This window comes from Gemmatimonadales bacterium (genome assembly GCA_041390145.1).
GTDB lineage: Bacteria > Gemmatimonadota > Gemmatimonadetes > Gemmatimonadales > GWC2-71-9 > SPDF01.
Genome location: JAWKQM010000013.1, coordinates 24,516 through 48,735, shown reverse-complemented (window position 1 = coordinate 48,735; position 24,220 = coordinate 24,516). Strand labels below are relative to the sequence as shown.

The 24,220-nt window shown below is 68.1% G+C and carries 25 protein-coding genes and 1 tRNA gene; 23 read left to right on the top strand and 3 right to left on the bottom strand.

Annotation, left to right across the window (positions count from 1 at the left end):
• Positions 1-15 precede the first annotated feature (15 nt).
• The gene (locus tag R2910_11840) at positions 16-1,791 is read right to left on the bottom strand and encodes a glycoside hydrolase family 3 N-terminal domain-containing protein (GenBank protein MEZ4413668.1); all 1,776 of its coding nucleotides are present in this window, start codon (positions 1,789-1,791) and stop codon (positions 16-18) included.
• 21 nt (positions 1,792-1,812) lie between these two features.
• Here R2910_11840 and R2910_11835 point away from each other — a divergent pair, with 21 nt between their 5' ends.
• From R2910_11835 to R2910_11740, 20 genes are all read left to right on the top strand, one after another.
• Complete coding sequence (locus R2910_11835) at positions 1,813-3,054, top strand: DUF1343 domain-containing protein (protein ID MEZ4413667.1); 1,242 nt, start codon at positions 1,813-1,815, stop codon at positions 3,052-3,054.
• Positions 3,055-3,193: 139 nt separating this feature from the next.
• Entirely contained in the window at positions 3,194-3,814 is a 621-nt protein-coding gene (locus R2910_11830) for a CDP-alcohol phosphatidyltransferase family protein (protein ID MEZ4413666.1), read from the top strand.
• Positions 3,815-3,873: 59 nt separating this feature from the next.
• Complete coding sequence (locus tag R2910_11825) at positions 3,874-5,202, top strand: inositol-3-phosphate synthase (protein MEZ4413665.1); 1,329 nt, start codon at positions 3,874-3,876, stop codon at positions 5,200-5,202.
• A complete protein-coding gene (locus R2910_11820; GenBank protein ID MEZ4413664.1) occupies positions 5,202-5,492 on the top strand; it encodes a hypothetical protein in 291 nt (96 codons plus the stop codon). Before R2910_11825 ends, R2910_11820 begins: the two co-directional genes overlap by 1 nt.
• Positions 5,493-5,534: 42 nt before the next feature.
• Positions 5,535-7,976, top strand: a complete 2,442-nt coding sequence (locus tag R2910_11815) for a sodium-translocating pyrophosphatase (GenBank protein ID MEZ4413663.1) — start codon at positions 5,535-5,537, stop codon at positions 7,974-7,976.
• A 9-nt stretch (positions 7,977-7,985) separates the two neighbouring features.
• On the top strand, positions 7,986-9,041 hold the full coding sequence (locus R2910_11810) for a thiamine pyrophosphate-dependent dehydrogenase E1 component subunit alpha (GenBank protein ID MEZ4413662.1): 1,056 nt from the start codon (positions 7,986-7,988) through the stop codon (positions 9,039-9,041).
• Positions 9,034-10,014 carry an alpha-ketoacid dehydrogenase subunit beta gene (locus tag R2910_11805; GenBank protein ID MEZ4413661.1) on the top strand — a complete coding sequence of 327 codons (981 nt, stop codon included), beginning with the start codon at positions 9,034-9,036 and terminating at the stop codon, positions 10,012-10,014. Before R2910_11810 ends, R2910_11805 begins: the two co-directional genes overlap by 8 nt.
• Before the next feature lie 18 nt (positions 10,015-10,032).
• Positions 10,033-11,436 (top strand): dihydrolipoamide acetyltransferase family protein, encoded by a 1,404-nt coding sequence (locus R2910_11800; protein ID MEZ4413660.1) that lies wholly within the window; start codon positions 10,033-10,035, stop codon positions 11,434-11,436.
• 3 nt (positions 11,437-11,439) lie between these two features.
• A complete protein-coding gene (locus tag R2910_11795) occupies positions 11,440-11,739 on the top strand; it encodes a hypothetical protein (protein MEZ4413659.1) in 300 nt (99 codons plus the stop codon).
• A gap of 7 nt (positions 11,740-11,746) precedes the next feature.
• Positions 11,747-12,013 (top strand): hypothetical protein, encoded by a 267-nt coding sequence (locus R2910_11790; protein ID MEZ4413658.1) that lies wholly within the window; start codon positions 11,747-11,749, stop codon positions 12,011-12,013.
• A gap of 26 nt (positions 12,014-12,039) precedes the next feature.
• The gene (locus tag R2910_11785) at positions 12,040-12,852 is read left to right on the top strand and encodes a PHP domain-containing protein (protein ID MEZ4413657.1); all 813 of its coding nucleotides are present in this window, start codon (positions 12,040-12,042) and stop codon (positions 12,850-12,852) included.
• An 11-nt stretch (positions 12,853-12,863) separates the two neighbouring features.
• On the top strand, positions 12,864-13,592 hold the full coding sequence (locus tag R2910_11780; GenBank protein MEZ4413656.1) for an SDR family NAD(P)-dependent oxidoreductase: 729 nt from the start codon (positions 12,864-12,866) through the stop codon (positions 13,590-13,592).
• Between the two features lie 28 nt (positions 13,593-13,620).
• Positions 13,621-14,340, top strand: a complete 720-nt coding sequence (locus tag R2910_11775) for a hypothetical protein (GenBank protein ID MEZ4413655.1) — start codon at positions 13,621-13,623, stop codon at positions 14,338-14,340.
• 103 nt (positions 14,341-14,443) lie between these two features.
• On the top strand, positions 14,444-14,893 hold the full coding sequence (locus R2910_11770) for an NfeD family protein (GenBank protein MEZ4413654.1): 450 nt from the start codon (positions 14,444-14,446) through the stop codon (positions 14,891-14,893).
• Positions 14,890-15,813, top strand: a complete 924-nt coding sequence (locus tag R2910_11765) for a stomatin-like protein (protein MEZ4413653.1) — start codon at positions 14,890-14,892, stop codon at positions 15,811-15,813. The genes R2910_11770 and R2910_11765 overlap by 4 nt, the downstream gene beginning before the upstream one ends.
• A gap of 45 nt (positions 15,814-15,858) precedes the next feature.
• Entirely contained in the window at positions 15,859-17,127 is a 1,269-nt protein-coding gene (locus tag R2910_11760; protein ID MEZ4413652.1) for a hypothetical protein, read from the top strand.
• Positions 17,128-17,231: 104 nt separating this feature from the next.
• The gene (locus R2910_11755) at positions 17,232-17,645 is read left to right on the top strand and encodes a TonB family protein (GenBank protein MEZ4413651.1); all 414 of its coding nucleotides are present in this window, start codon (positions 17,232-17,234) and stop codon (positions 17,643-17,645) included.
• Between the two features lie 69 nt (positions 17,646-17,714).
• On the top strand, positions 17,715-18,608 hold the full coding sequence (locus R2910_11750; GenBank protein ID MEZ4413650.1) for an SAM-dependent methyltransferase: 894 nt from the start codon (positions 17,715-17,717) through the stop codon (positions 18,606-18,608).
• Positions 18,609-18,737: 129 nt separating this feature from the next.
• Positions 18,738-19,685 carry a thioredoxin-disulfide reductase gene (gene trxB / locus R2910_11745; GenBank protein MEZ4413649.1) on the top strand — a complete coding sequence of 316 codons (948 nt, stop codon included), beginning with the start codon at positions 18,738-18,740 and terminating at the stop codon, positions 19,683-19,685.
• Positions 19,678-20,325, top strand: coding sequence for an MBL fold metallo-hydrolase (locus tag R2910_11740; protein ID MEZ4413648.1), 648 nt, complete (start codon positions 19,678-19,680; stop codon positions 20,323-20,325). Before trxB ends, R2910_11740 begins: the two co-directional genes overlap by 8 nt.
• Before the next feature lie 329 nt (positions 20,326-20,654).
• On the opposite strand, the gene R2910_11735 is transcribed toward R2910_11740, so the two are convergent.
• Positions 20,655-20,999 (bottom strand): cupin domain-containing protein, encoded by a 345-nt coding sequence (locus R2910_11735; protein MEZ4413647.1) that lies wholly within the window; start codon positions 20,997-20,999, stop codon positions 20,655-20,657.
• Positions 21,000-21,022: 23 nt separating this feature from the next.
• Here R2910_11735 and R2910_11730 point away from each other — a divergent pair, with 23 nt between their 5' ends.
• The 3 genes from R2910_11730 to moeB are packed head-to-tail and all read left to right on the top strand — an operon-like array spanning position 21,023 to position 24,125.
• The gene (locus R2910_11730; protein MEZ4413646.1) at positions 21,023-22,441 is read left to right on the top strand and encodes an aspartate ammonia-lyase; all 1,419 of its coding nucleotides are present in this window, start codon (positions 21,023-21,025) and stop codon (positions 22,439-22,441) included.
• Between the two features lie 58 nt (positions 22,442-22,499).
• Positions 22,500-22,946 (top strand): Rrf2 family transcriptional regulator, encoded by a 447-nt coding sequence (locus R2910_11725; GenBank protein MEZ4413645.1) that lies wholly within the window; start codon positions 22,500-22,502, stop codon positions 22,944-22,946.
• 18 nt (positions 22,947-22,964) lie between these two features.
• Entirely contained in the window at positions 22,965-24,125 is a 1,161-nt protein-coding gene (moeB, locus tag R2910_11720; protein ID MEZ4413644.1) for a molybdopterin-synthase adenylyltransferase MoeB, read from the top strand.
• A gap of 10 nt (positions 24,126-24,135) precedes the next feature.
• On the opposite strand, the gene R2910_11715 is transcribed toward moeB, so the two are convergent.
• Positions 24,136-24,219, bottom strand: a tRNA-Leu gene (locus R2910_11715).
• Position 24,220 lies beyond the last annotated feature (1 nt).

Sequence of the window (24,220 nt, the reverse complement as noted above, 5' to 3'; positions counted from 1 at the left end):
CTGCCGCGGCCAGCCTCAGCGGGTGGCTCCCAGGCGGAGGCCGGTCCCGATCGGGATGGTGCTGTCGAGTGCGATGGGCAACCGCCCGCCAATCTCGGCCGTGCCGGTGAGCGCCGCCGCGACCGCCTGCTCGTTGATCGGGCGGGCTGCCCACGCGAGGAGATACCCCTGCACCGCGGGCGCCTGGGTCAGGAGGTAGGGCGATCCGAACGACACGAGGACCGTGGGCTGGACGGCGGCGTTGGCGTTCACGAGCTCCGCGACTTGCGGCGGGAGGCTGATGGTGCCGCTCCAGGCGCTGACCCGGATCGAGGCGGCCACGACGGCTACCGGCGACGCGGCCAGGGCGGTGCGGGCCGAGTCGTAGCTCGCCGTCCCGCTCGACGGCCAGAGTCGGAAGGTGGTGACGGTGTAGCCGGCGCTGCGCAGCGCGCCGGCCAGCGTGCCGCCGAGTCCGCTCGACGGATCGTCGGCATAGGTGAGCAGGGTGACCGGTTGCGGGGCCGCGCGGAGCGCGGACAGCACATCGCCGCTGTCACGCACCAGGACCAGCGAGCGCTGCGTCACGTCGCGCGCCATCGCCTGGTGCTCGGCGGTGCCGACCCGGGCCATGACGCTGTCGAGGTCCACGGTGCGGTGCGTGAAGAGACCCGCCCGTCGCTTCATCTCGAGGACGCGCCGCACCGACTGATTGAGCCGGGCCGTGGTGATGCGGCCCTGCCCGACGGCGGCCACCACCGCGTCGATGGCGGTGCGTGCATCCGGCGGCTGGAGGATGAGGTCGGCGCCGGCGAGGATGGCCAGCACCGCCGCCTCGCCGGGGCCGTAGGTGCGGACGATCCCGCCCATGTCGAGGGCGTCGGTCACCACGAGCCCCTCAAAGCCCAACGAGTCGCGGAGCACACCGGTGAGGACCGTCGGCGTCAGCGTGGCGGGCCGGACCTTGCCGCTGTCGATGCCCGGCAAGGCGATGTGCGCCGACATCACCGCGGCGACGCCACTCTTGATGGCGGCGCGGAAGGGAACCAGCTCGACCGAGTCGAGCCGGCTCCACGGCGCGTCGATCACGGGCAGTTCGATGTGGGTGTCGGTGCCGGTGTCGCCGTGACCGGGAAAATGCTTCGCGGTGGCGAGCATCCCGTGGTCCTGCAGCCCGCGGACCTCGGCGGCAACCAGCGTGGCGACCGCGGAGGCGTCGCCCCCGAAGGATCGGGTGTTGATGATCGGGTTGGCGGCGTTGTTGTTGACGTCGGCCACCGGGGCAAAGACCAGGTGGATGCCGACGGCGCGCCCCTCCACCGCGGTGATCCGGCCCATCTCGTAGGCGTCCGACTCCCGGCCGGTGGCGGCTACCCCCATATTGGTGGGGAAGGCAGTGCCGCCGTTGAACCGCATCGCCGTGCCCCCCTCGAGGTCGGACGCGATGAGCAGCGGCAGCTTCGCATGCCGCTGCAGGGCGTCGAGCTTGGCGGCAATGTCGAGCGGCGAGCCGATGGAGACGATGATGCCGCCGACCTGCAGCGAGTCGACCCACGCCTGGGCCTTGAGAAATCCGGGGTCGTCGAGCGCGCTGTAGGTGCCGGGTATCCACGGCATCACAAGCTGGCCGACCTTCGCGCGCAGCGACAGGGAGTCGAGCATCCGCTGTATCGGATCCACCGGGGCCGCCGGTGCGGTGGCGGGCACGACGGGGGTCGACGGGAGTGGGGTGACGGCGGTCGGTGCCGGCGCGGCGGATGCCGCGCAGGCAAGCAGGAGAACCGAATACTGGGCGAGGCGGGCGTGAATCACCGGCAGAGAGTCCTGGTTGCAATGGTAGGCGTGGTGGCGGCATGCGGCAGTCCGCCGCCCACCGTGACGCCGGAGCCGGTGCCCGTCGAAACGAGGGTGTGGCCCGGCATCGATGTCCTGCTGTCAGATTCGATGTCGCTGGTCCGCCACGCGCGGCTCGGACTGGTGACCAACCAGGCCGGTGTGGACGCCGCCGGTGTGAGCGACGTGACCAGGATCCGGGCCAAGGGGCTGGAACTGGTGGCGCTCTATTCCCCCGAGCATGGCTACCGCGGAGAGGCCGACCCCGGGGCGCCGGTACCGCACAGTTCCGACGACGCCACTGGCCTCCCAATCTACAGTCTCTATAACCAGAATACCGCCTCCATCGCCTCCACGCTAACGGGAATCGACCTCCTGCTGGTGGACCTGCAGGATGTCGGCGCGCGCTACTACACCTACTTCAGCACGACCGTGGCCGTGATGCGTGCGGCCGTCCGCAGCGGCAAGCGGGTCGTGGTGCTCGACCGGCCGAACCCGATCGGCGACATGGTGCAGGGCAATGTGCTCGATCCGGCGTACACCTCGTTCGTGGGCATCATGTCGATCCCGATGCGACACGGGATGACGCTGGGCGAACTGGCCCGGCTCGCCAACGCGGAGCTCGGGATCGGCGCCGACCTGACCGTGGTACCGGTCACGGGGTGGACCCCGTCGATGGATCTGGCCGAGACCGGCCTCCCGTACGTTCCCCCGAGTCCCAATCTGCGCTCGCTCGAGGCGCTCTATCACTATCCCGGCCTCTGCCTGATGGAGGGGACCAACCTGAGCGTCGGCAGGGGTACCGAGCACCCCTTCGAGCAGGTGGGGGCTCCCTGGCTCGACACCACGAAGGTCCTTGCGGGGCTGCGGGCCGCCCATCTGCCCGGGGTCACCTTTTCGGGGGTGAAGTTTCGTCCGAAGAAGCCCGGCGACGCCAAGTACCCCGATACACGGCTCTTCGGGATCCGCCTCACCATGACCGACCGGGACACGTATGACCCCACCGCGACGGCGGTCGCCATTATGGCGGTGATCCGGGCGGTGCACCCCACACAGATGCAATGGACCCCGGCGCAGTTCGATCGGCTGGCCGGTAACTCCGTTCTGCGGAACGGGTTGGCGTCGGGTGCCGCACCCGCGGCGGTGATGAACGACTGGGCGGCGGAGCTCACGGCGTTCGCCCGGCGTCGGCAGCCGGCCCTGCTGTACCCCCGAGCCAGTGGGACGTCACCCACCCCCTGACCGCCCCACAGCCCTCCGGCCTCGCTGCCCCGCTGCCCCGCTGCCCCCCCTGTCGAATTGCCCTAACGCCTTCTCCCGGTTAACTTTTCGCCGCTCTGAAGGTGGCCGAAAAGCGACTTTGTCGAGGTCTATCCGACCAGTGAAGCTTGTTCCCATCGGCGTCGAACGCGCCTACTACGCCGTCACCGGTCCGCTGGTCCGGTGGCTGGTGCGCTCCGGTGTCCGGCCGAACACGATCACCACGGTCGGGACCCTGCTGGTCGTCCTCTCCGCGGTCCTCTACGGCTTCGGGCGCATCCGCCTCGGCGGGGCCGTCCTGCTGCTGAGCGGGGGGATGGACACCCTCGATGGGGCCGTTGCCCGGCTGAGTGGCGCGACCACGAAGTTCGGGGCCTTCTACGATTCCACCCTCGACCGCATCGGCGACGGGGCCACCTTCATCGGGATTGCGGCGTACCTCCTGCACGCGCCCGACGTGGCCTATCGCAACCTTGCCATCATCCTCGCGATGGTCGCCACTCTCTCGTCGCTCGTCGTGTCCTACGCGCGTGCGCGCGCCGAGGGGCTCGGCATCGATTGCCGGGTGGGGATCGCCCAGCGCGCGGAACGGATCATCGGGCTCGGGCTCGCCTCGCTCCTGGTCGGGGCGGGGCCGAATGCGCTCGTGCTCGAGGGCATCGTGGCCCTGCTGGCGATCGCGTCCATCATCACTGTCGTGCAGCGTTTCGTCTTTGTCTATCGCGCAACCAACGGGGCGTAGAGGCGCGGATGCCGCGCCCGTACGCCCCTACCTGAACCACTCGTGAAAGGATGACCACCGTGGCGCCACAAACTGCCCGGTCTATCACGCCCGCCAAGGGCAAGCTCGGAGTCCTCTGCGTCGGCCTCGGCGCGGTGACCACCACCTTCATGGCGGGTGTCGAGAACGTCCGACAGGGGCGTTCCAAGCCGATCGGGTCCCTGACCCAGATGGGCACGATCCGGCTCGGCAAGCGGACCGAGATGCGCACCCCGCTCATCAAGGACTTCGTGTCGCTCGCCGCGCTCGAGGATCTCGTGTTCGGCGCGTGGGACCCGATTCCGGACGACGCCTATGAATCGGCGCTGAAGTGCGGCGTGCTCGACAAGCACGAGCACGTGGAGCCGATCGCCAAGTTCCTGAAGGGCATCAAGCCGATGCCCGCCGTCTTCGACCAGTTCTACGTGAAGCGGCTCGTCGGCACCAACGTCAAGAAGGAAAAGACCAAGCGGGAGCTCGCCGAAGCGCTGCGCAAGGATATCCGCGACTTCAAGGCTGCCAACAAGTGCGACCGGCTCGTGATGGTGTGGTGCGCCTCCACCGAGGTCTTCATCGCCCCCGGCCCGACCCACCAGACGATGGCCACCTTCGAAAAGGCGATGGACGCCAACGATCCCTCGATCGCGCCGTCGATGCTCTACGCCTACGCCGCCATCATGGAAGGCGTCCCGTACGCCAACGGCGCGCCGAACCTCAGCTGCGACGTCCCGGCGCTCGAGGCGCTTGCCCGCGAGAAGGGTGTGCCGATCGGCGGCAAGGACTTCAAGACCGGCCAGACGATGCTCAAGACCGTGCTCGCGCCGATGTTCAAGGCGCGGATGCTCGGCGTGGCCGGCTGGTATTCCACGAACATCCTCGGTAACCGCGACGGCGAGGTCCTCGACGATCCGGAGAGCTTCAAGACGAAGGAAGAGTCGAAGCTCGGCGTCCTGGAGCACACCCTGCAGCCGAAGCTCTACCCCGAGCTGTACGGGAACATCTATCACAAGGTGCGGATCAACTACTATCCGCCGCGGGGCGACAACAAGGAAGGCTGGGACAACATCGACATCTTCGGGTGGCTCGGCTACCCGATGCAGATCAAGGTCGACTTCCTCTGCCGCGATTCCATCCTCGCCGCGCCGCTGGTGCTCGACCTGGCCATCTTCTTCGACCTCGCCGGCCGGTGCGGCCTCTCGGGGATCCAGGAATGGCTGTCCTTCTACTTCAAGAGCCCTCAGGTGGGCGCCGGGCTGTATCCGGAGCACGACCTCTTCATTCAGCTGACCAAGCTCAAGAACACGCTCCGGTACCTCAAGGGTGAGGACCAGATCACCCACCTGGGCATTGAGTACTACGAGAACGACTGATGAAGTACTTCCATCGGACCAGCATCTCCCCGGACGCCGCCGTCGCCCGCGCCGCCGAGTTCTTCGGCGCGCGGCTGACCCCGGTCGAGGAAACCCCGCGTCGCCGCCGCTTCGGCGGCACGCTGGGGCAGCTCGGCGTGACGGTCCAGGCCGAGGGGGGGCACTACACGCTCATCACCATCGAGACCGACCAGCCGGGGGAGAGCGAGCTCGACAAACTCGCGAAGCGCTTTCTCACGGTCGTGCACACCATGGCGGACCCCGCGTTCGAGCCGCGGGGCGCCTACTGAGCCGTCGTCCGCCGGCGGCACCCTTTCCGGAGATACCGAGCCATGCCTCGTCTGGCCCTGCGGTGGCGTAATGCACTCCTTCTGCCCTTCCTGATGCTCCCGCTCCTGGCCGGCGTCGCCGCGGCGCAGGACGCCGCTCCGACGCATCGCCCGGGCGGGGAGGTCAACCTCCTCCTCCCCGACCTGAACCAGGGCAACTTCCTCGGCTATACCGGGCACCAGATCCTGCTCTCCGGGATCGTCGTGTGCGTCCTCGGCCTGCTCTTCGGGCTCTGGAGCTACGCTGCCGTCAAGAAGATGCCGGTGCACAAGGCGATGGCCGACGTCTCCGACATCATTTACGAGACCTGCAAGGCGTACATGATCCAGCAGGGCAAGTTCCTGATGGGGCTCTGGGTGTTCGTCAGCGCCGTCATCATCGTCTACTTCCTGCTGACCGGGCTCGAACTCCCCAAGATCGCCATCATCCTCCTCTTCTCGCTCATCGGCATGGCGGGAAGCTACGGGGTCGCCTGGTTCGGCATCCGGATCAACACGCTGGCCAACTCGCGGACCGCCTTCGCGTCGCTCCGCGGCAAGGGATGGCCGGTCTCCGAAATCCCGCTCCGCGCGGGGATGAGCGTCGGCATGATGCTCATCGCGGTCGAGCTCCTCTTCATGCTCGGCATCCTGCTGTTCATTCCCGCCGACGTGGCCGGCGCCTGCTTCCTCGGCTTCGCCATCGGTGAATCGCTCGGCGCGGCGGCGCTCCGGATTGCCGGCGGCATCTTCACGAAGATCGCCGACATCGGCGCCGACCTGATGAAGGTCGTGTTCAAGATCAAGGAAGACGACGCCCGCAACCCCGGCGTCATCGCCGACTGCACCGGCGACAACGCGGGCGACTCGGTCGGTCCCACCGCCGACGGGTTCGAGACCTACGGCGTGACCGGCGTGGCCCTCATCACCTTCATCGTGCTGGCGGTTCCGGACACCACCATCCAGGCGAAGCTCCTGGTCTGGATCTTCCTGATGCGCGTGATGATGGTGATCGCGTCGGGACTCTCCTACCTGGTCAGCAACGCCATTTCGCGGGCCAAGTACCGTGCGGCCGTGAAGTTCGACTTCGAGCATCCCCTCACCCAGCTGGTGTGGCTCACCTCGATCGTCTCGGTGGTCGCCACGTACGTGGTGTCCTACTTCATCATCCCGGACCTGGGCGGCAACACCTCGCTCTGGTGGCAGCTCTCCACCGTCATCACCTGCGGCACGCTGGCCGGTGCGATCATCCCCGAACTGGTGAAGGTCTTCACCTCGACTTCGTCACGGCATGTGCGGGAGGTCGTCATCAGCTCGCGCGAAGGCGGCGCGTCGCTCAACATCCTGTCCGGCCTGGTGGCCGGCAACTTCTCCGCGTACTGGCTCGGCCTGACCATCATGGGCCTCATGGCCGCCGCCTACGGCGTGAGCACGATGGGCCTTAGCAGCGGGATCATGCTGGCCCCCGCCATCTTCGCGTTCGGCCTGGTGGCGTTCGGCTTCCTCGGGATGGGGCCGGTCACCATCGCGGTGGACAGCTACGGGCCGGTCACCGACAACGCCCAGTCGGTCTTTGAACTCTCCACCATCGAGCAGATGCCGGGCATCGAGGCGGAGATCAAGCGCGACTTCGGCTTCGATGTCGACTTCACCACCGCCAAGGAACTCCTCGAAGAGAACGACGGGGCGGGGAACACCTTCAAGGCCACCGCCAAGCCGGTGCTGATCGGGACCGCGGTGGTCGGGGCCACGACGATGATCTTCTCGATCATCATGGCGCTGACCCACGGCCTCCAGAGCGGCATGCAGAGCCTGTCGATCCTGCACCCCCCCTTCCTCCTCGGGCTGATTACCGGCGGCGCCGTCATCTACTGGTTTACCGGCGCGTCGATGCAGGCCGTGACCACCGGCGCCTACCGCGCCGTCGAGTTCATCAAGGCCAACATCGTGCTCGAGGGCGTCACCAAGGCCTCCGTCGAGGACAGCAAGAAGGTCGTCGAGATCTGCACGCAGTACGCGCAGAAGGGGATGCTGAACATCTTCCTCGCGGTGTTCTTCTCGACCCTCGCCTTTGCCTTCGCGGAACCGTTCTTCTTCATCGGGTACCTGATTTCCATCGCGCTCTTCGGGCTCTACCAGGCCATCTTCATGGCCAACGCCGGCGGCGCGTGGGACAACGCGAAGAAGATCGTGGAGACCGAGCTCAAGGCGAAGGGGACGCCGCTGCACGACGCCTCGATCGTCGGCGACACGGTCGGCGACCCGTTCAAGGACACCTCCTCGGTCGCGCTCAACCCGGTCATCAAGTTCACCACCCTGTTCGGCCTGCTGGCGGTCGAGCTCGGCGTCTACCTGGCGGCCGAGAAGGGCAGCATGCTCCTGCACGTCCTGGCCGGGGCCTTCTTCCTGGTGAGCACCGTCTTCGTGTACCGGTCGTTCTACGGCATGCGAATCGAAACGCAGTAACGGATTGATATGACACCGACCGCCGCACCGAGCACCACCCCGGCCGCCCCGCCGCACGGGCTCAGCCGGGCCCAGTTGCACGAGATGTACTACTACATGCGACTGACCCGCGCCCTCGAGGAGCGGTTGGTCAACCTGTACCGCCAGACCAAGGTCATCGGCGGGCTCTTCCGTTCGCTCGGCCAGGAGGCCGACAGCGTCGGCAGCGCCTACGCCCTCGACCGGACGAAGGGCGACTTCCTCTCGCCGCTGATCCGGAACCTCGGCTCGATGCTGGTGCAGGGCGCCACGCCGCTCGAGATCCTCCGGCAGTACATGGCCAAGGCGGAGAGCCCGACGCGCGGCCGCGAGCTCAACATTCACTACGGCGACCTCGAGCGGGGCTTCATCGGCCAGATTTCGCACCTGGGCGACATGGTGCCGGTCATGGCCGGCGTGGCGCTGTCGTTCAAGATGCGGAAGCAGCCGCGGGTCGGGCTGGTGTATGTCGGCGACGGCGCCATGAGCACCGGCGCCTTCCACGAGGGCATCAACTTCGCCGCCGTCCAGCGCCTGCCGATGGTCATCGTCTGCGAGAACAACGGCTACTCGTTCAGCACCCCGATGCGGAAGCAGACGGCGGTCACGCAGCTCGTGGACAAGGCGGCCGCCTACGGCATTCCCGGCGAGCGGGCCGACGGCAACAACGTGCTCGACGTGTACGGCGTGACCAAGCCGGCCGTCGAACGGGCGCGGCAGGGCGGGGGATGCACCCTGATCGAACTGGTCACCTATCGCCGCAAGGGCCACGCGGAGCACGACAACCAGTCGTACCAGCCGAAGGCCGAGATCGCCGAGTGGGAGGCGAAGGACCCGATCGACCGCTGCATCCGCGACTACACGGCCGCCGGTTGGGCGACGGCTGCCGAACTGGCCGAGATCGATGCGCGGGTCGAGGCGTTGCTGGACGAAGCGGTCGGCGCGTGCGAGCACGAGCCGATGCCCGAGGCGATGACGGCGCTCGACGGTGTGCTGGCCGATCCGGCCCGCGCCGAGCTTGAATGGTACCGGAGGACCGATGGCTGAGGTGACCTACCTCGAGGCGATCCGCCAGGGGTTGCAGGAGGAGATGCGGCGCGACGAGAATGTCTTCATTCTCGGCGAGGACGTCGGCGCCTACGGCGGCGCGTTCAAGGTGACCGACGGGTTCCTGGCCGAGTTCGGGGAGCGGCGGGTCATCGACACGCCGATCGCGGAGGCGGCCATCGTGGGCGCGGCGGCGGGCGCGGCGCACATGGGGCTGCGACCGGTGGCGGAGATGCAGTTCATCGACTTCATCTCCTGCGCCTACGACATGCTGACCAACTACGTCGCGACGGCGCGGTACCGGGCCGGCCTGCCGACGCCGATGGTGGTGCGCGGCCCCTCGGGGGGCTACGTCCGCGGCGGCCCGTTCCACTCGCAGAATCCCGAGGCCGCGTTCCTGCACACGCCGGGACTCAAGATCGTCTGCCCCGCCACGGCGCGGGACGCGAAGGGTCTCATCAAGAGCGCCATTCGCGACGACGACCCGGTGCTCTATTTTGAGCATAAGTTCCTCTATCGCCGGATCAAGGAACAGCTGCCCGAGGGGGAGGAGATCCTCACCCCGATCGGCAAGGCGCGCGTGGCCCGCGAGGGCCGGGACCTGACGATCATCACCTGGTCGGCTATGGTGCATAAGGCGCTGGAGGCGGCGGAACGGCTGGAGAAGGAAGACGGGCTGCAGGTGGAGGTGCTCGATCTCCGGACGCTGATGCCGATGGACGACGAGGCGATCATGGCCTCGGTACGCAAGACCAACCGGGTGCTGATTGCGCATGAGGACACCCGCACCGGCGGTGTGGCCGGCGAAATCACCGCCCGGATCAACGACCAGGCGTTCGAGTGGCTCGACGCCCCGGTCAAGCGCGTGACGGCGCACGATGTGCCGCTGCCCTACGCGCCGACGCTCGAAGACTTTGTGCTGCCGCAGACGGACGACTTGGTGCTCGCCGCCCGCTGGCTGGCCGCTTACTAGGAATTGGGAGAGGTTCGCATGGCGAAGATCGACGTGATCATGCCCCAGATGGGTGAATCCATCGCCGAGGGGACGCTGTCGAGGTGGATGAAGAAGGTCGGCGACACGGTCAAGCGTGACGAGCCGATCTTCGAGATCTCCACCGACAAGGTGGACGCCGAGATCCCGGCGCCCCAGGCCGGTGTTCTCGTCGAGATCCTGGTCCAGGAAGGGGAGACGGTGGCAATCCAGACGGTCGTCGCCCGACTGGAGACGGATGCCAGCGCGGCGGCGGCTGCCCCGGCGGCTGCCCCGGCGGCGGCCCCCGCGGCCCCCGCACCAGCAGCGGCACCGACACCCGCTCCCACGGCTGTGGCAGCCCCGCAGTCCAGCAGCCCCGCGGCCCCGCCGTCCGCTGCCGCGGCTCCTGCCCCCCGGCCCCCCAGCCCGGCGGCCCCGCCTCCGGCGCACACCGGTCCTGAAACGGCAGACGAGCGCTTGCGGCGCAAGAGCACGCCACTGGTCCGCAAGATGGCCGCGGAGCACAACCTGGACATCGGCGCCATTCCGGGGAGCGGCCACGCCGGCCGCGTGACGAAGTCGGATGTCCTCACCTACCTCGAATCTGCGCCGGCCGCTCCGCTGCCCAGCAGCCCCGCCGCCCCGCCCGCCCGCGCAGCGGGCGCTCGCGGCGCGACCACGCTCATCGAGGTGCCCGCTCCCGTCGTCGAGCCGTGGGAAGGGGATCGCGTCGAGCCGTGGAGCAAGATCCGCAAGCTCACCGCCGATCACATGATCATGTCGCGCCGGGTGTCGGCGCACGTGAACAGCCTCTTCGAGATCGACTTCACCCGTGTCGCGCAGGTGCGCGCCGCGCGGAAGAAGGAGTACGCCGAGCGGGGAGTGAACCTGACCTTCCTGGCGTTCATCGTGAAGGCGGTGGCCGACACCATCCGGAAGCATCCGGTGGTCAACGCCGCCGTCATGGGCGACGCCACAGTCTATCGGCGCGACATCAACATCGGCATCGCCGTGGCGCTCGACTGGGGCCTGATCGTGCCGGTCATCAAGCGCGCCGATGAGTTGTCCCTCATCGGGGTCGCCCGGGCCATCAACGATCTCGGTGAGCGCGCGCGGGCCAAGAAGCTGACGCCGGACGAGGTGCAGCGGGGGACCTTCACCATCACCAACCCCGGTGGCTTCGGCTCCTTTGCCGGCACCCCGATCATCAACCAGCCGCAGGTGGCCATCCTGGGCATCGGGGCCATCGAGAAGCGGCCGCACGTGGTCACGGGGCCCGACGGCACCGACGCGCTGGCCATCCGGACCAAGGGGATGTTCACCATGGCGTACGACCATCGCATCGTCGATGGCGCCGACGCCGACCGGTTCCTGGCTGACCTGAAGACCGCCCTGCAGACCTTCCCCGACACCGGCGCCTGATCGGTGGCCCGGGCGCTCGCGGTTGCCCGGGTGAGCGTGCCGACGGCGCGCGAAGGGGAGTACCTCGCCCTGGCCGGACGGCTCGCCGCGCTGCTGACGCTGCGCGGCCAGCACCTCTGGGTGTTCCGTCACCCGGATCGTCCCGGTCAATTTCTGGAGTTCCGGGAAGCGGCGGACGGAGCGGCGCACGCCGCGCTGGCGCCGACGCCGGACGAAGCAAGCCTGATCGGCGCCCTCCAGGGCATCGCCTCCTACGGTCCCGGCGCCGATGACCTGTGGCTCGAAGTTTCTCTGCCCGACTGAGGTTTCCATGCCCGAACGCACCATCGATGTAGACGGCACGACGTGGAGGGTGACCCCGAGCGGGCATGTCACCCAGTACACCCGCGACGAATTCACCATGGTCTTCATCAGTGGCACCGGGCCCGATCGCGTGGAGCGTGTGGCCAAGTATTCCCCGATCGGCGCGCGGAGCCGCGAGCTCTCGCTCAACGAACTGACCGAGAAGCAGCTCCGCGAGCTCTTTGCCCGGTCGCAGCCTTCCTGGACCTCACCTGATACAGGATATCGGCGCTGACTCCTCCTCGCTTTATCGACCTGCACATGCATTCCACCGCGTCCGACGGCGCCCTCTCGCCGACGGATGTGGTAACGTGTGCCAGGTCGGCGGAGCTCAGCGCCATTGCCCTGACCGACCACGATTCGGTGGCCGGCGTCGCCGAGGCGGTGGCAGCGGGAGACGCGGCGGGCGTCCGGGTCATTGCCGGCTGCGAATTCTCCGCCGCCTCCCCGTGGGGCGAGGTCCACATCCTGGGCTACTTCCTGCCGGTGGATGACGAGCGGGTCGAGGCGTTTCTCGACCGCTGCCGTGCCGACCGGCGGCGCCGGGCCGAAGTGATGTGTGGCCGGCTGCAGGAGCTGGGGCTCGGCGTCACCCTCGACGCGGTGCTGGAGGAGGCGGCTGGCGGTGCCATCGGACGGCCCCACGTGGCCCGCGCGGTGGTCCGCATGGGCGGCGCGGAAGATGTGAACTCGGCGTTCGATCGCTTTCTCGGCCGCAACAAGCCGGCGTACGCCGACAAGGTCCTTCCGACGTTCGGGGAAGTGGCGGACCTGGTCCACGCGGCGGGCGGCGTCGTGTCGGCCGCGCACCTGCGCGACCGGGCCACCCGGCCCTACCTGGCGCGGTTGAAGCAGGAAGGACTCGACGCCGTGGAGGTGCGGCACCCGCGCCACGCGGCCGAGACGCGGTCCCGGATCGCCGGGCTGGCGACGGCGCTCGACCTGGCGCGCACGGGCGGAAGCGACTGGCATGGCGACATCGGCCCCGGGGAGGGACATGGTTCCCTCGGCTCGCAGACGGTGCCGGAGGAGTGGCTGGCGCGGCTGGAGTCGCGACGGCCGACGCCCACGTGACGGAGCCCTCCATGACGACGGCGTGGAATTTCAAGGACAAGGTGGTGCTGGTCACCGGCGTCGCGCGGGTGGGCCAGATTGGGCACGCGGTGGCGCTCGCCTTTGGGCGCGCAGGTGCCAAGCTCGTGCTGTGTGACCGCAATGCGGTGGCTGCAGCGGCCCGGGCCCGGGAGTTCGAGGCCGAGGGCATCGAGGCGCGGCCGACCGCAGGCGACCTGACGGAGCCCGATATCGCCCGGTTGGCCGTCGAGACGGCGGTGAAGCACTTCGGGCGGCTCGATGTGGTGGTCAACGTGGCGGGCGGCCTGACGACGTTCGGGCCAATCGAGGGGACCACCGTCGCGGACTTCGACCGGGAAATCGCCATCAATCTCAAGACGGCGTTCCTGGTGTCGCAGGCGGCGGTCGGCGCGCTGGCCGATACCGGCGGGGTCGTCATCAACTTCGCCTCGGTGGCCTTCTTCCGACCGCAAGACCAGATGGCAGTCTACGCCGCGGCCAAGTCTGCGGTGGCGGCGTTTACCCAGAGCCTGGCGCTCGAGATCCGCGACCGCGGCGTCCGGGTCAACGCCGTGGCGCCCGGCATGGTCCGCACCGGCGACAACGTGTCCTCGGTCGACGATGCCGCCGTTCGCTGGGTCGAGATGAGGCAAATCACCGATGGAGTACTCTTCCTCGCGAGCGACGCCGCCTCCGCCATCACCGGGCACGTCCTCCCCATCACCAACGGCGCACTCTGAGCCGATCGCGGTCCACGAATTCGTTGTCGTGGGTGGCGGCTGCTACGGAACGTTTTACGCCCGCCAGCTCGCGCGCGCCAAGGCGCGGGGCGTCCTCGGGTACGAGCGGGTGCTGGTGGTGGACCGGGATCCCGCCTGCCAGGTGACCCGGGAGCTGCCGCCGAGTCCCGATCGCGAGTTGGTGGTGCAGGACTGGGACGGGTTCTTTGATACATATCTCCGCTCCGGCCTCCCGGCCCCGCTGCCCAGCGGCCCCGCTGCCCAGCCCTCCTACATCGTCCCCTCTCCCCTCATGCCCCACCTCATGTTCGATTGGTTGCGCCGCCTCGCGAAGAAGACCTGGCCCGGACGCGCTGTCGCTCAGCAGCCGCTGACCGATCCCGTCGGAACCCCCTACGACACGCTCGCACCCGACGGCACGCGGTACGTATCCTGGGCCGACTGGCTCTGCCCGACGCACTGCATCGAGCCGGCCACCTGTCCGGTGATTCGCGCGCCACGCATGTGGGAGATGAGCGAGACGGCACATGCGGTGGTGGAGCGACTGTCCCAGCAGCGCGAGGTGTTCGGGCCGGCCCTGTTCGTGACGCGCCATCTGACGGACGGCGTCGGGGCGTTCGCGGTCAGTGATGCGGCGGCGGCGGCCGGGATGCTGCGCGACGCCGGCGCGAGCGGCCGCTCGTGCTCACTCCTGGTCGGGACGGTCTCCGCCTGTCACGGGGCGCTGGGGCTGCTCGGCCTGGACTAGGCACCGGGCGTCGAGTGCGGGCCGCCCCACGTGGCGGGGCGCCTCGCCGCACGATATACTTCGAAATCCCTGAACGATCCCCCTCCTCCAACGGCGGGACGCAATGGACATCCTGTGGTGGCACTGGGTTGTGCTGGGGCTCTTCCTCGTCCTGGTCGAACTGGCCGCGGCCGGGGGCTTCTACGTCATCTTCTTCGGCATCGCCGCCCTGCTGGTCGGGCTGCTGTCCAGCATGCATGCGGCAGGCTCGATCGGCGCGCAACTCATTCTGTTCTCGGTGCTCTCGGTCGCCTCCCTCCTGCTCTTCCGTGACGCCCTGGTGCAGCACTTCCAGGGCGATCCCCGAGCGACGGAGATCGACCAGCTCGTGGGGGAAGTCGCCATCGTCATCGAGGAGCTGCCGCCGGGCGCCGTCGGCAAGGTCGAGCTCCGGGGGACGACCTGGTCCGCCCGCACGAGCACCGGAGCGCTCCTGCCCCGCGGCACCCGCTGCCGGGTGACCAGCGTGGATGGTCTTACCCTTTCCGTCGCGCCAGAAGGAGCAGGCCAATGAGCATCAGTCCCTTCGTGATCGTCGCGTTGTTCCTCGGCGTCGTCATCGTGATGGTCATCGCGAAGACGGCGGTGGTGGTCCCCCAGCAGAGCGCGTTCGTGGTGGAGCGCCTCGGCCGGTTCTCCGGCGTGCTGCAGGCGGGCTTCCACATTCTCATTCCCTTCATCGACGTGATCCGGTACCGCCTCTCGCTGAAGGAAGGGGCGTACGATATCCCGGAGCAGGTCTGCATCACCCGGGACAACGTGCAGGTAGGTGTGGACGGGGTGCTCTACCTCAAGGTGCTCAATCCCGAACGCGCGTCGTACGGCATTGACGACTACACCTTTGCCATCACGCAGCTGGCCCAGACCACGCTCCGCAGCGAGATCGGCAAGATCGACCTCGACAAGACGTTCGAGGAGCGGATGAACATCAACAGCGCGGTGGTCGCCGAGCTGGACAAGGCCTCCGACCCCTGGGGCGTGAAGGTGCTCCGGTACGAGATCAAGAACATCAATCCACCGCACGACATCCTCGCGGCGATGGAAAAGCAGATGCGCGCGGAGCGGGAGAAGCGCGCGGTCATTCTCACGTCTGAAGGCCAGCGGGATGCCGCCATCAACGTCGCCGAAGGCAGCAAACAGCAGGTGATCAAGGCGTCCGAGGCCAACCGGCAGCAGCAGATGAACGAGGCCGAGGGCGAGGCCGCGGCCATCCTGGCGGTGGCCAAGGCGACGGCCGAGGGCATTCGCATGGTGGCCGAGGCGATCCACAAGCCGGGCGGCATGGAGGCCACCCAGCTGCGGGTCGCGGAGAACTACCTGATCCAGTTCGGCGCCCTGGCGCAGAAGACCAACACGATGATCCTGCCGGCCAACGTGGGCGACATGGCCTCGATGGTGGCCACGGCGATGAAGGTGTTCAAGCAGGGGGAGTGACTGGTGCACGACGCACAGGCTGCAAACTCCGGCTGAGGAGGCCGCGTGCACCGAAAGCTGCCAGTTGTCGTAGTCGTTGCCTTCGTCTGCGTCGGTGCCATCGCTTGCGACCGCCCCTCCGGCGACGCCAGCTACCAGGTCACCGACAGCGCCGGTGTGAAACTGGTCATGAACGGGACGGAAGGGACGTGGACGCCCGACCAGGCCTGGCAGTTCAAGGAGGACCTCCGCATCGAGTCCGCCGAGGATGTGGCCGGTCGCGAGTTTGGGATCCTCGCCGGCGTCGCGGTCAACAGCCGCGGTGAGATCTTCGTGCTGGACCGCTCCGTACCCAATATTCAGCACTTTGACTCGAACGGTTCCTTCCTCGGGACCATCGGCGGACCCGGCGAGGGCCCGGGACAGTTTGGGCGGATGGTGGCGGGGGTGCTGGTGGGTGCCGGCGACACCCTCACTGTCCCTGATCTGGGAAATATGCGGATCGAGCTCTTCGCGCCCGACGGGCGGTTCGTGCGGAGCTTTTCGCTGCCGGCCTCTCCCGACACTCCGTTCCTCTGGCGGACGCTTCCTCAGGGCCAGCTTGCGGGTCAGGTCAACGCGATGGTAATGCCCGGCCAGGCCGCCGAGGGTCATATCAACGTCGTTGTACGCCTGGCGCCCGATGGAGTGGTGCAGGACACCATCCTCTCCTTCCCGCTCGATCCGATCCTTGATATCAGCCAAGGCCCCACCACCATGAAGACGCGGGTTTTCAATTCCACCGCGGCGTGGACCACGGCCGACAACGGCCTCGTAGCGGCCGGGATGACCGGCGAGTACCGGCTGTCCGTCTACGGTGCGGACGGCCGTCTGCGGATGGTCTTCGCCAAGCAGCACGAGCCGAAGCCGGTCACGGAGGCGGATCGGGACAGGGTGACGGCCGCGTTCAAGCAGGCCTTCGAGGCGCAGATGGCCAAGATCGACAACGAGCAGATTCGCGCTGCCATGACGCAGATGGCTGGTAACATCGAATTCGGTGAGACCTACCCGGCGTTCGGGGCAGTAATCGCTGGGCCGGACGGCACCTGGCTGGTGCGGCAGCCGATCACCGCGGCGGAGATGGCTGGCGCGGTCTCGAGACTCCCGGCAATTGAAGCGCCGCAGGCGCCGCCGGCGTCGGATGTCTTCGACGCCGACGGACGGTTCCTCGGGACAATTCGGTTTCCGGCGGGTTTTCGCCTGGCGGCGGTCGCCGGCGGAAAGCTCTATGGGATCGAGACCGATTCCCTCGATATCCCTTCCGTCATTCGCCTCGCGAGGACGACCGGCAAATGAAACGGGCGGTGATGCGATGCCTCCTGCTGCTCGCGCTCTGCTTCCCTCTGTCCGCGGGACCACTCCGCGGCCAGGTTCCCCTCCGGCCCGTCCCCCTGGGGGCGGTGTCCAGTCGTACTGCCGGGCAGCTGCCGGTTCCGCACCGGATTGTGCCGGAGGAGAGCGTCTGTCCCGAGGAGCCGCCCCATGAGGTGAGTCCGGCCTCCGGTGCGGTCGATTCGGGGGCTGCCTACACCGAGGCGACCGTGGACATCCCTCCCGAGCTGGTCAAAGTGGGAAAGCGGCGGTATCCACGGCAGTTGGAGATGGCCGGCGTGGGAGGGCGAGTTGAGCTCTCGTTCATCATCGATACCCTTGGCCATCCGGAGCCCTGTTCCTTCCATGTTCACTCGGTGGTGTACCCGAGCTTCGAGGTCGCCGCCCTCCGGATGGTGCTCGGGAGCCTCTTCCGGCCGGGCGAGGTGCGAGGGCAGAAGGTGCGGGTATTGGTCTTTCAGGCGGTGACGTTCAATCCCTGATTATCTTGGTCACCGCTCTTCGCACGCCACGCCCACGACCACACCGTTTCCACCCTCCGAGTACCATCGATGAACCCTCCCGCCTCCGTCCGCAACGTCTCCGACACCGCCCACTGGGTGGCGCTTTACCGTGCCCTGGAGTCGGAACGCCCGGACGCGCATTTCCACGATGCACACGCGCGAAGGCTGGCTGGCACCCGAGGCGAGCAGATCCATGCGACGCTGCCCAGGCCCATGCGCAACGCCGCCTGGTCGGTGGTGGCCCGGACGGTCGTCATGGACCGCATGATCCAGGCGGAGATCAGCGCCGGTGTCACGCTCGTCGTCAACCTGGCCGCCGGGCTGGATACGCGGCCCTATCGCCTCCCACTGCCGCCAAACCTCGTCTGGGTGGAGGTGGATCAGGGGCCCTTGCTGGCGGAAAAGGCGGCGCTGCTCGAATCGGCCGAGCCCCATTGCACGCTCGAGCGGATTCCGCTGGATCTGTCACAGGAAGCCCCCGTCCGGGAGCTGCTGCAGCGACTCGGGCAGCGGGCCGAGAAGGTGTTGGTAATCACCGAGGGGCTGGTGATGTATCTCCGGCCGGAGGAGGTCGCGACGCTGGCACGCACCATGGCCGGCGTCCCCACCATCCAGGGCTGGGTCACGGACGTCATATCACCCGGGTTGCTGCGGATGATCGAGAAGGACTGGGGGCACGCGCTCCGGGCGGGAAGCGCCTCCATGCATTTCGCGCCTCCCGAGGGTGTGGCCTGGTTCGAGTCCCGTGGCTGGCGGGTGGCGGAGTGCCAGTCGACCTTCGTCGCCGCCAGGGCGCTGCGGCGACTCCCACGATTCCTGCGCCTCCTCTCTTACCTGCCGGGCAGCGGCGGCTTCGACCCCAACCGGCCCTGGTCGGGGATCTGCCTGTTGCGCCCGATCCTCCGTGGGGACCATGCCGGCCCCGATGGCGGGGCGCAGTAGGGAACCCCCGATTGTTCTATATTTGAGCATCGACGGCCCCGCCGTCACCCCGGCGAAAGCCGGGGCCCGCGTTCCCGCTTCCCCGCCAAACACCGGCCGGTGGCGGACAACCTCTGACCTGGGCTTCAAATGTCCCGTTCCACCCACGATGTGATCATCATTGGCGCCGGCCCCGCCGGCCTCTGCGCCGGCATGTACGCCGGTCGCGGGATGCTCGACGCCGTCGTCCTCGAGCGCGGCATCCCGGGCGGCGAGCTCCTCAACACCGACCTCATCGAGGACTATCCCGGCTTTGCCACCATCAAGGGCAAGGAACTGGCGCGCCTGATGGCGGAGCACGCCGAGAAGTTCGGCGCGAAGATCCTGCAGGAGAACGTCGAGACCGTCGCCCGTCGCGAGGACGGCATGTTCGAGGTGGCCTGCAGCACCGGCGCCACCTACGAGGCGCCGGCCGTCATCCTCACCGCCGGCGGCACCCCGACCAAGCTCGGCGTGCCCGGCGAACTGGAGTATGCGGGGCAGGGAGTGTCGTACTGCGCGGTCTGCGACGGCGCCTTCTTCAAGGAGCAGACCATCGCCGTCGTCGGCGGGGGCGATGCCGCGGTCGAGGAGGCCGCCTACCTGACGCGGTACGCCTCGAAGGTGTACGTGATCCACCGGCGCGACGAGTTCCGCGCGTCGAAGCTTCTTCAGGAGCGGCTCTTCGCCAACCCGAAGATCGAGGTGATCTGGAACAAGGTGGTCACCGAGCTGACCGGCGACCACACCGGGCTCCAGTCGCTGTCGCTCAAGGACACCGTGAACGGCGCCACGTCGACCTTGCCGGTCACCGGCTGCTTCATCTTCATCGGGTTCAAGCCGAACACCGGGCTCGTCACCCAGCACTTCGCCCACGATCCGGCCGGCTACATGATCACCGACGACCGGATGATGACCTCGATTCCCGGGCTCTTTGCCGCCGGGGACGTGCGCGTGCAGCTGACGCGCCAGGTGACCACCGCCGTGGGCGACGCGACCACCGCCCTGATCGCCGTCGAGAAGTTCCTGACCGAACGAAAGGCCGCCGCCGTTGCCTGATCCGGTCGTCGTCTCCATTCCCAACGGGCAGTTCATGCAGAACTGCTACCTCGTGGCGGATCCGGCCACCGGGGCGGCGGCGATGATTGACCCCGGGGAGGAGAGCGGGCGCATCATGGCGGAGGTGGAGCGACGGGGCTGGACGCTGGAGGCAATCTGGCTCACGCACGGTCATATCGACCACATCATGGGCGTTCGCGACGTGATCGACCGCTGGCCGGTGCCGATCTGGCTCCACCCGCTCGACCGGCCGCTGTATGACAACCTGGCGCCGCAGGCACAGATGTTCGGCTTGCGCTGCCTGCCCGCTCCGCCGCCCACCGACGAGATCGTCCCCGGTCAGCCGCTGACCCTCGGCGACATCCGCTTCGATGTGCGATTCGCGCCCGGGCACTCCCCCGGCAGCGTCGCGCTCGTGGGGTATGGCAGGGTGTTCGGTGGTGATGTGCTCTTCAACGGTTCCATCGGGCGGACCGATCTCCCGGGCGGGGACACCGCAACGCTGATGGCCTCGATCGACCGCGAGTTCCTGACCCTCCCCGACAGTACCATCGTGCATAGCGGCCACGGTCCCGACACCACCATCGGCGTCGAGCGGAACACCAACCCCTTCCTGACCGGGGTCTATCGCCTTGAATAGGCGGGGCAGCGGGGCAGGGGGGCAGGAGAAGGGGATGCACAGTGCGGACGGCCCCGCGGCCCCGCTGCCCCGCCCGCTGTGCAATCGCTGCGGCTTTGAGGTCCGGACCCGCGCCATGGGCTGCAAGAATCCATGCCCCAACTGCGGCACCGTCTATCCCCTCGGAGACTGTTCGGACTAGGGGTCCCATCCGCCGGGACAGAACGTGAGGCACACGTCCCCCCTCTCCATATCATGGAGAGGGGGACAGGGGGTGAGGTGGATCGGCGTGGCCGGGGGACAGCGGGTGAGGCAGCACAGCGGGGCAGGGAAGCAGCAACAGCCTGGACCTAGCGCGACATCCCCACCAGCATCACCGAGCGTTCCAGCGCTTCCACGACCCCGTGCGGGACGCCCGCCGGCGCCCACACCAGCGTTCCCGCCTCCGCATCGATCTCCTCGCTGCCCACCCGCATCCTCGCCTTTCCCTCCAGCACGAGGTAAAATTTATCGGCGCCCGCATGGGCGTGGACCGCCTGCGACTGCCCCGGTTCGAAGCAGTTGAGCCCGGCGAAGAGGTGGGCCCCCTGCGCCAGGTCCGCCTTGGTGAATTTGGCCTCGGCAAAGGCCGTATGTTCCGACAGCTGAGTGAAATAGGTGCTCATCTGGTTCCCTTTGGCAGCCTTGTGATTCATTCCCCGATCAACCGGTATCCGTCATGAAGACACGCATCGAAAAGGACCCCCTCGGCGAGAAGGCCGTCCCCGCCGACGCCCTCTACGGCATCCAGACCCTGCGCGCCGTTGAAAACTACCCCATCTCCGGGCTCCGTCCCCTCCCCGCGTTCGTCGACGCCATGATCCAGATCAAGCAGGCCGCGGCGCTCACCCACAGGGAGACCGGCCGGCTCGATCGCAAGCTGGCCGATGCGATCATTGCGGCCACCAAGGAAGTGCTCGGCGGCAATTTCCGGGACCAGTTCGTGGTGGACGTCTACCAGGCCGGCGCGGGCACCAGTCACCATATGAATTGCAACGAGGTGCTCGCCAACCGGGCCAATGAGATTCTCGGCACGGAGCGAGGCACCTATTCGCCCGTGCACCCGAACGACCATGTCAACATGGCGCAGAGCACCAACGACGTCATCCCGACCGCCATGCGCCTCGCCACCCTCACCACCCTCACGCCGCTGCTTGACGCCATGGATCGCCTGGCCGAGGCGTTCCTCGCCAAGGGCAAGGCGTTCGATGGGATCATCAAGTCGGGACGCACCCACCTGCAGGACGCGACGCCGATCCGGCTCGGCCAGGAGTTCACCGCATACGGGCATACCGTGGCACGCCACCGGGCCAAGCTGGCCGAGGCGGCCCGCTGGCTCCGCGCGATGAACATCGGCGGCACGGCGGTGGGCACCGGCATCAACGCCGAACCCGCGTATCCCGCGCTGATGGTGAAGCACCTGAGCGAGATCACCGGGCTCAAGCTCGAGGTCGCGGAGGACCGCGTCCAGCTGATGCAGTCGATGGGCGACATCGCCACCTTCAGCGGCGCGCTCCGCGCCTGGGTGCTCGACCTCAACAAGCTGGCCAACGACATCCGGCTCCTCGCCTCGGGGCCCCGCACCGGCCTGGCGGAAATCGGGTTGCCCGAGGTGCAGCCCGGCTCCAGCATCATGCCGGGCAAGGTGAATCCCTCCATCGCCGAAATGGTCAACCAGGTGTGCTATCAGGCACTGGGCCTCGACATGACCGTCGCGATGGCCGCGGAAGCGGGGCAGCTGGAGTTGAACGTCATGATGCCGGTCATCACCCACAACATCGTGTTCAGCCTCATCATCGTCGGCAACGCGACCCGGGTCTTCTCGGAGCGCTGCATCGAGGGCATCACCGCCGACGAGGCGCAGTGCGCGCACTGGCTCGAGCGGAGCCCGGCGCTCGTCACTGCGCTGGCACCCAAGATCGGCTACGCCGCGGCCGCCAAGCTTGCCAAGGAGGCCATCGCGACCGGACTGACGGTGAAGCAGCTGGTCACCGAGCGCGGGATCCTCAAGGGGAAGGAACTCGAGGAGATCCTCGACTTGCGGGCCATGACGGAGCTGGGCGTCCCTGGTGGGAAGGGACTGCCGGCCGGGGGCTGAGGTCCGTGGGGCTGCGGTTGATATCCCACCCCGCAACTCCCATATTGCGTCCATGCGAGTGACAACCTGGACCGAGTACAGCCTCATCATCTCGCTGCATCTGGCGCGGCGGGGTGGGACCGAGCCCGTGGCGGCGCGGGACATCTCCGAGTCGGAGCGCCTCCCCGGCGACTATGTCGAGCAGATCCTCCTCCGGCTGCGACGGGCCGGGCTGGTGGAGAGCGTCCGCGGCGCGCGTGGCGGGTATTTCCTCGGGCGTCCCCCCGAGCAGATCTCCGTGCACGACGTCATGGCCGCCTGCGATCACCAGATTTTCGAGATCAACTGCGAAACGCACCCGGTGGACGAGGAACGCTGCGGCCCCGGCGCCCAGTGCAGCATCCGCCCCGTCTGGCACGCCCTCCGCACCCGGGTGGACGATCTCCTGAAGGGGGTCAGCCTGACCGACCTCCTGCAGGATGAAGGCCGGGTCGCGCAGCTCGTCGGGACCGCCGCCGCGTCCTGACCGCGGGCGGTCCCAGCCATGGCTGACCAACTCCATCCCGATCTTCCTCCGCTGACCACCGCCGAGTTCCAGCGGTATTCCCGGCATCTGATCCTCCCGCACGTCGGCGAGGCCGGCCAGCGCCGGCTGAAGCAGGCGCGCGTCCTCGTGGTGGGGGCCGGGGGCCTCGGCTCGCCCGCCGCGCTCTACCTCGCCGCCGCAGGCGTCGGGACGATCGGGCTCGTGGACGCCGACGTGGTGGACGTGAGCAACCTGCAGCGCCAGGTCCTCCACGGGACCGCCACCATCGGCCTCCCGAAACTCGACTCCGCCACGGCCCGAATCGAGGACCTCAATCCCTTCGTCACCGTGGAGAAGTTCCCCGAGCGGCTGACAGCGAAGAACGCGCTCGGCATCTTCGAGGGGTTCGAGGTGGTGCTCGACGGGAGTGACAACTTTCCCACCCGCTATCTCATCAACGACGCGGCGTACCTCAGCGGCATTCCCGACGTGTACGGCGCCATCTTCCAGTTCGAGGGTCAGGCGTCGGTCTTTGCGGCCAAGGGCGGTCCCTGCTATCGCTGCCTCTACGCGGAGCCACCCCCGCCGGGCATGGTGCCTGGATGTGCGGAGGCCGGGGTCCTTGGCGCGCTGCCGGGCGTCGTCGGTTCCATCCAGGCCATGGAGGCGATCAAGCTCCTCCTCGGCATTGGCGATCCCCTCATCGGACGCCTGCTGCTCTTCGATGCGCTCCGGATGCAGTTCCGCGAACTCGCCCTGCAGCGGGATCCCGCCTGTCCCCTCTGCGGCGACTCGCCGAGCGTCCGGGAACTGATCGACTACGAGGCGTTCTGCGGGGTGGCGCCCGTGGCGGCGGCCCCCGGGCTCGAGGTGACGCCGGCGGAACTCCAGCGCGAACTCGCGGGAGGGCGCTCCATCGTGCTGGTCGATGTGCGGGAGGTGCCGGAGTGGGAACTGGTGCGACTGGAGGGTGCGCGCCTGGCGCCGCTCTCCCGGCTGCCGGGCCTGGCGAATGCGCTCGACCCTGCGGCGGAGATCGTCGCGTACTGCCACCACGGCGTGCGTTCGCTGCAGGCGGCTAGCTTCCTGCGGTCCGTCGGGTTGCCCAACGTGCGGAGCCTCGCCGGCGGCATTGACCGGTGGGCTCGCGAGATTGATCGGGAGATGGTGCGGTACTGAGGAAGGGAAGTGCCGAAGGGGGGACTCGAACCCCCACGGGCTTGCGCCCACTGCGCCCTGAACGCAGCGCGTCTACCAATTCCACCACTTCGGCG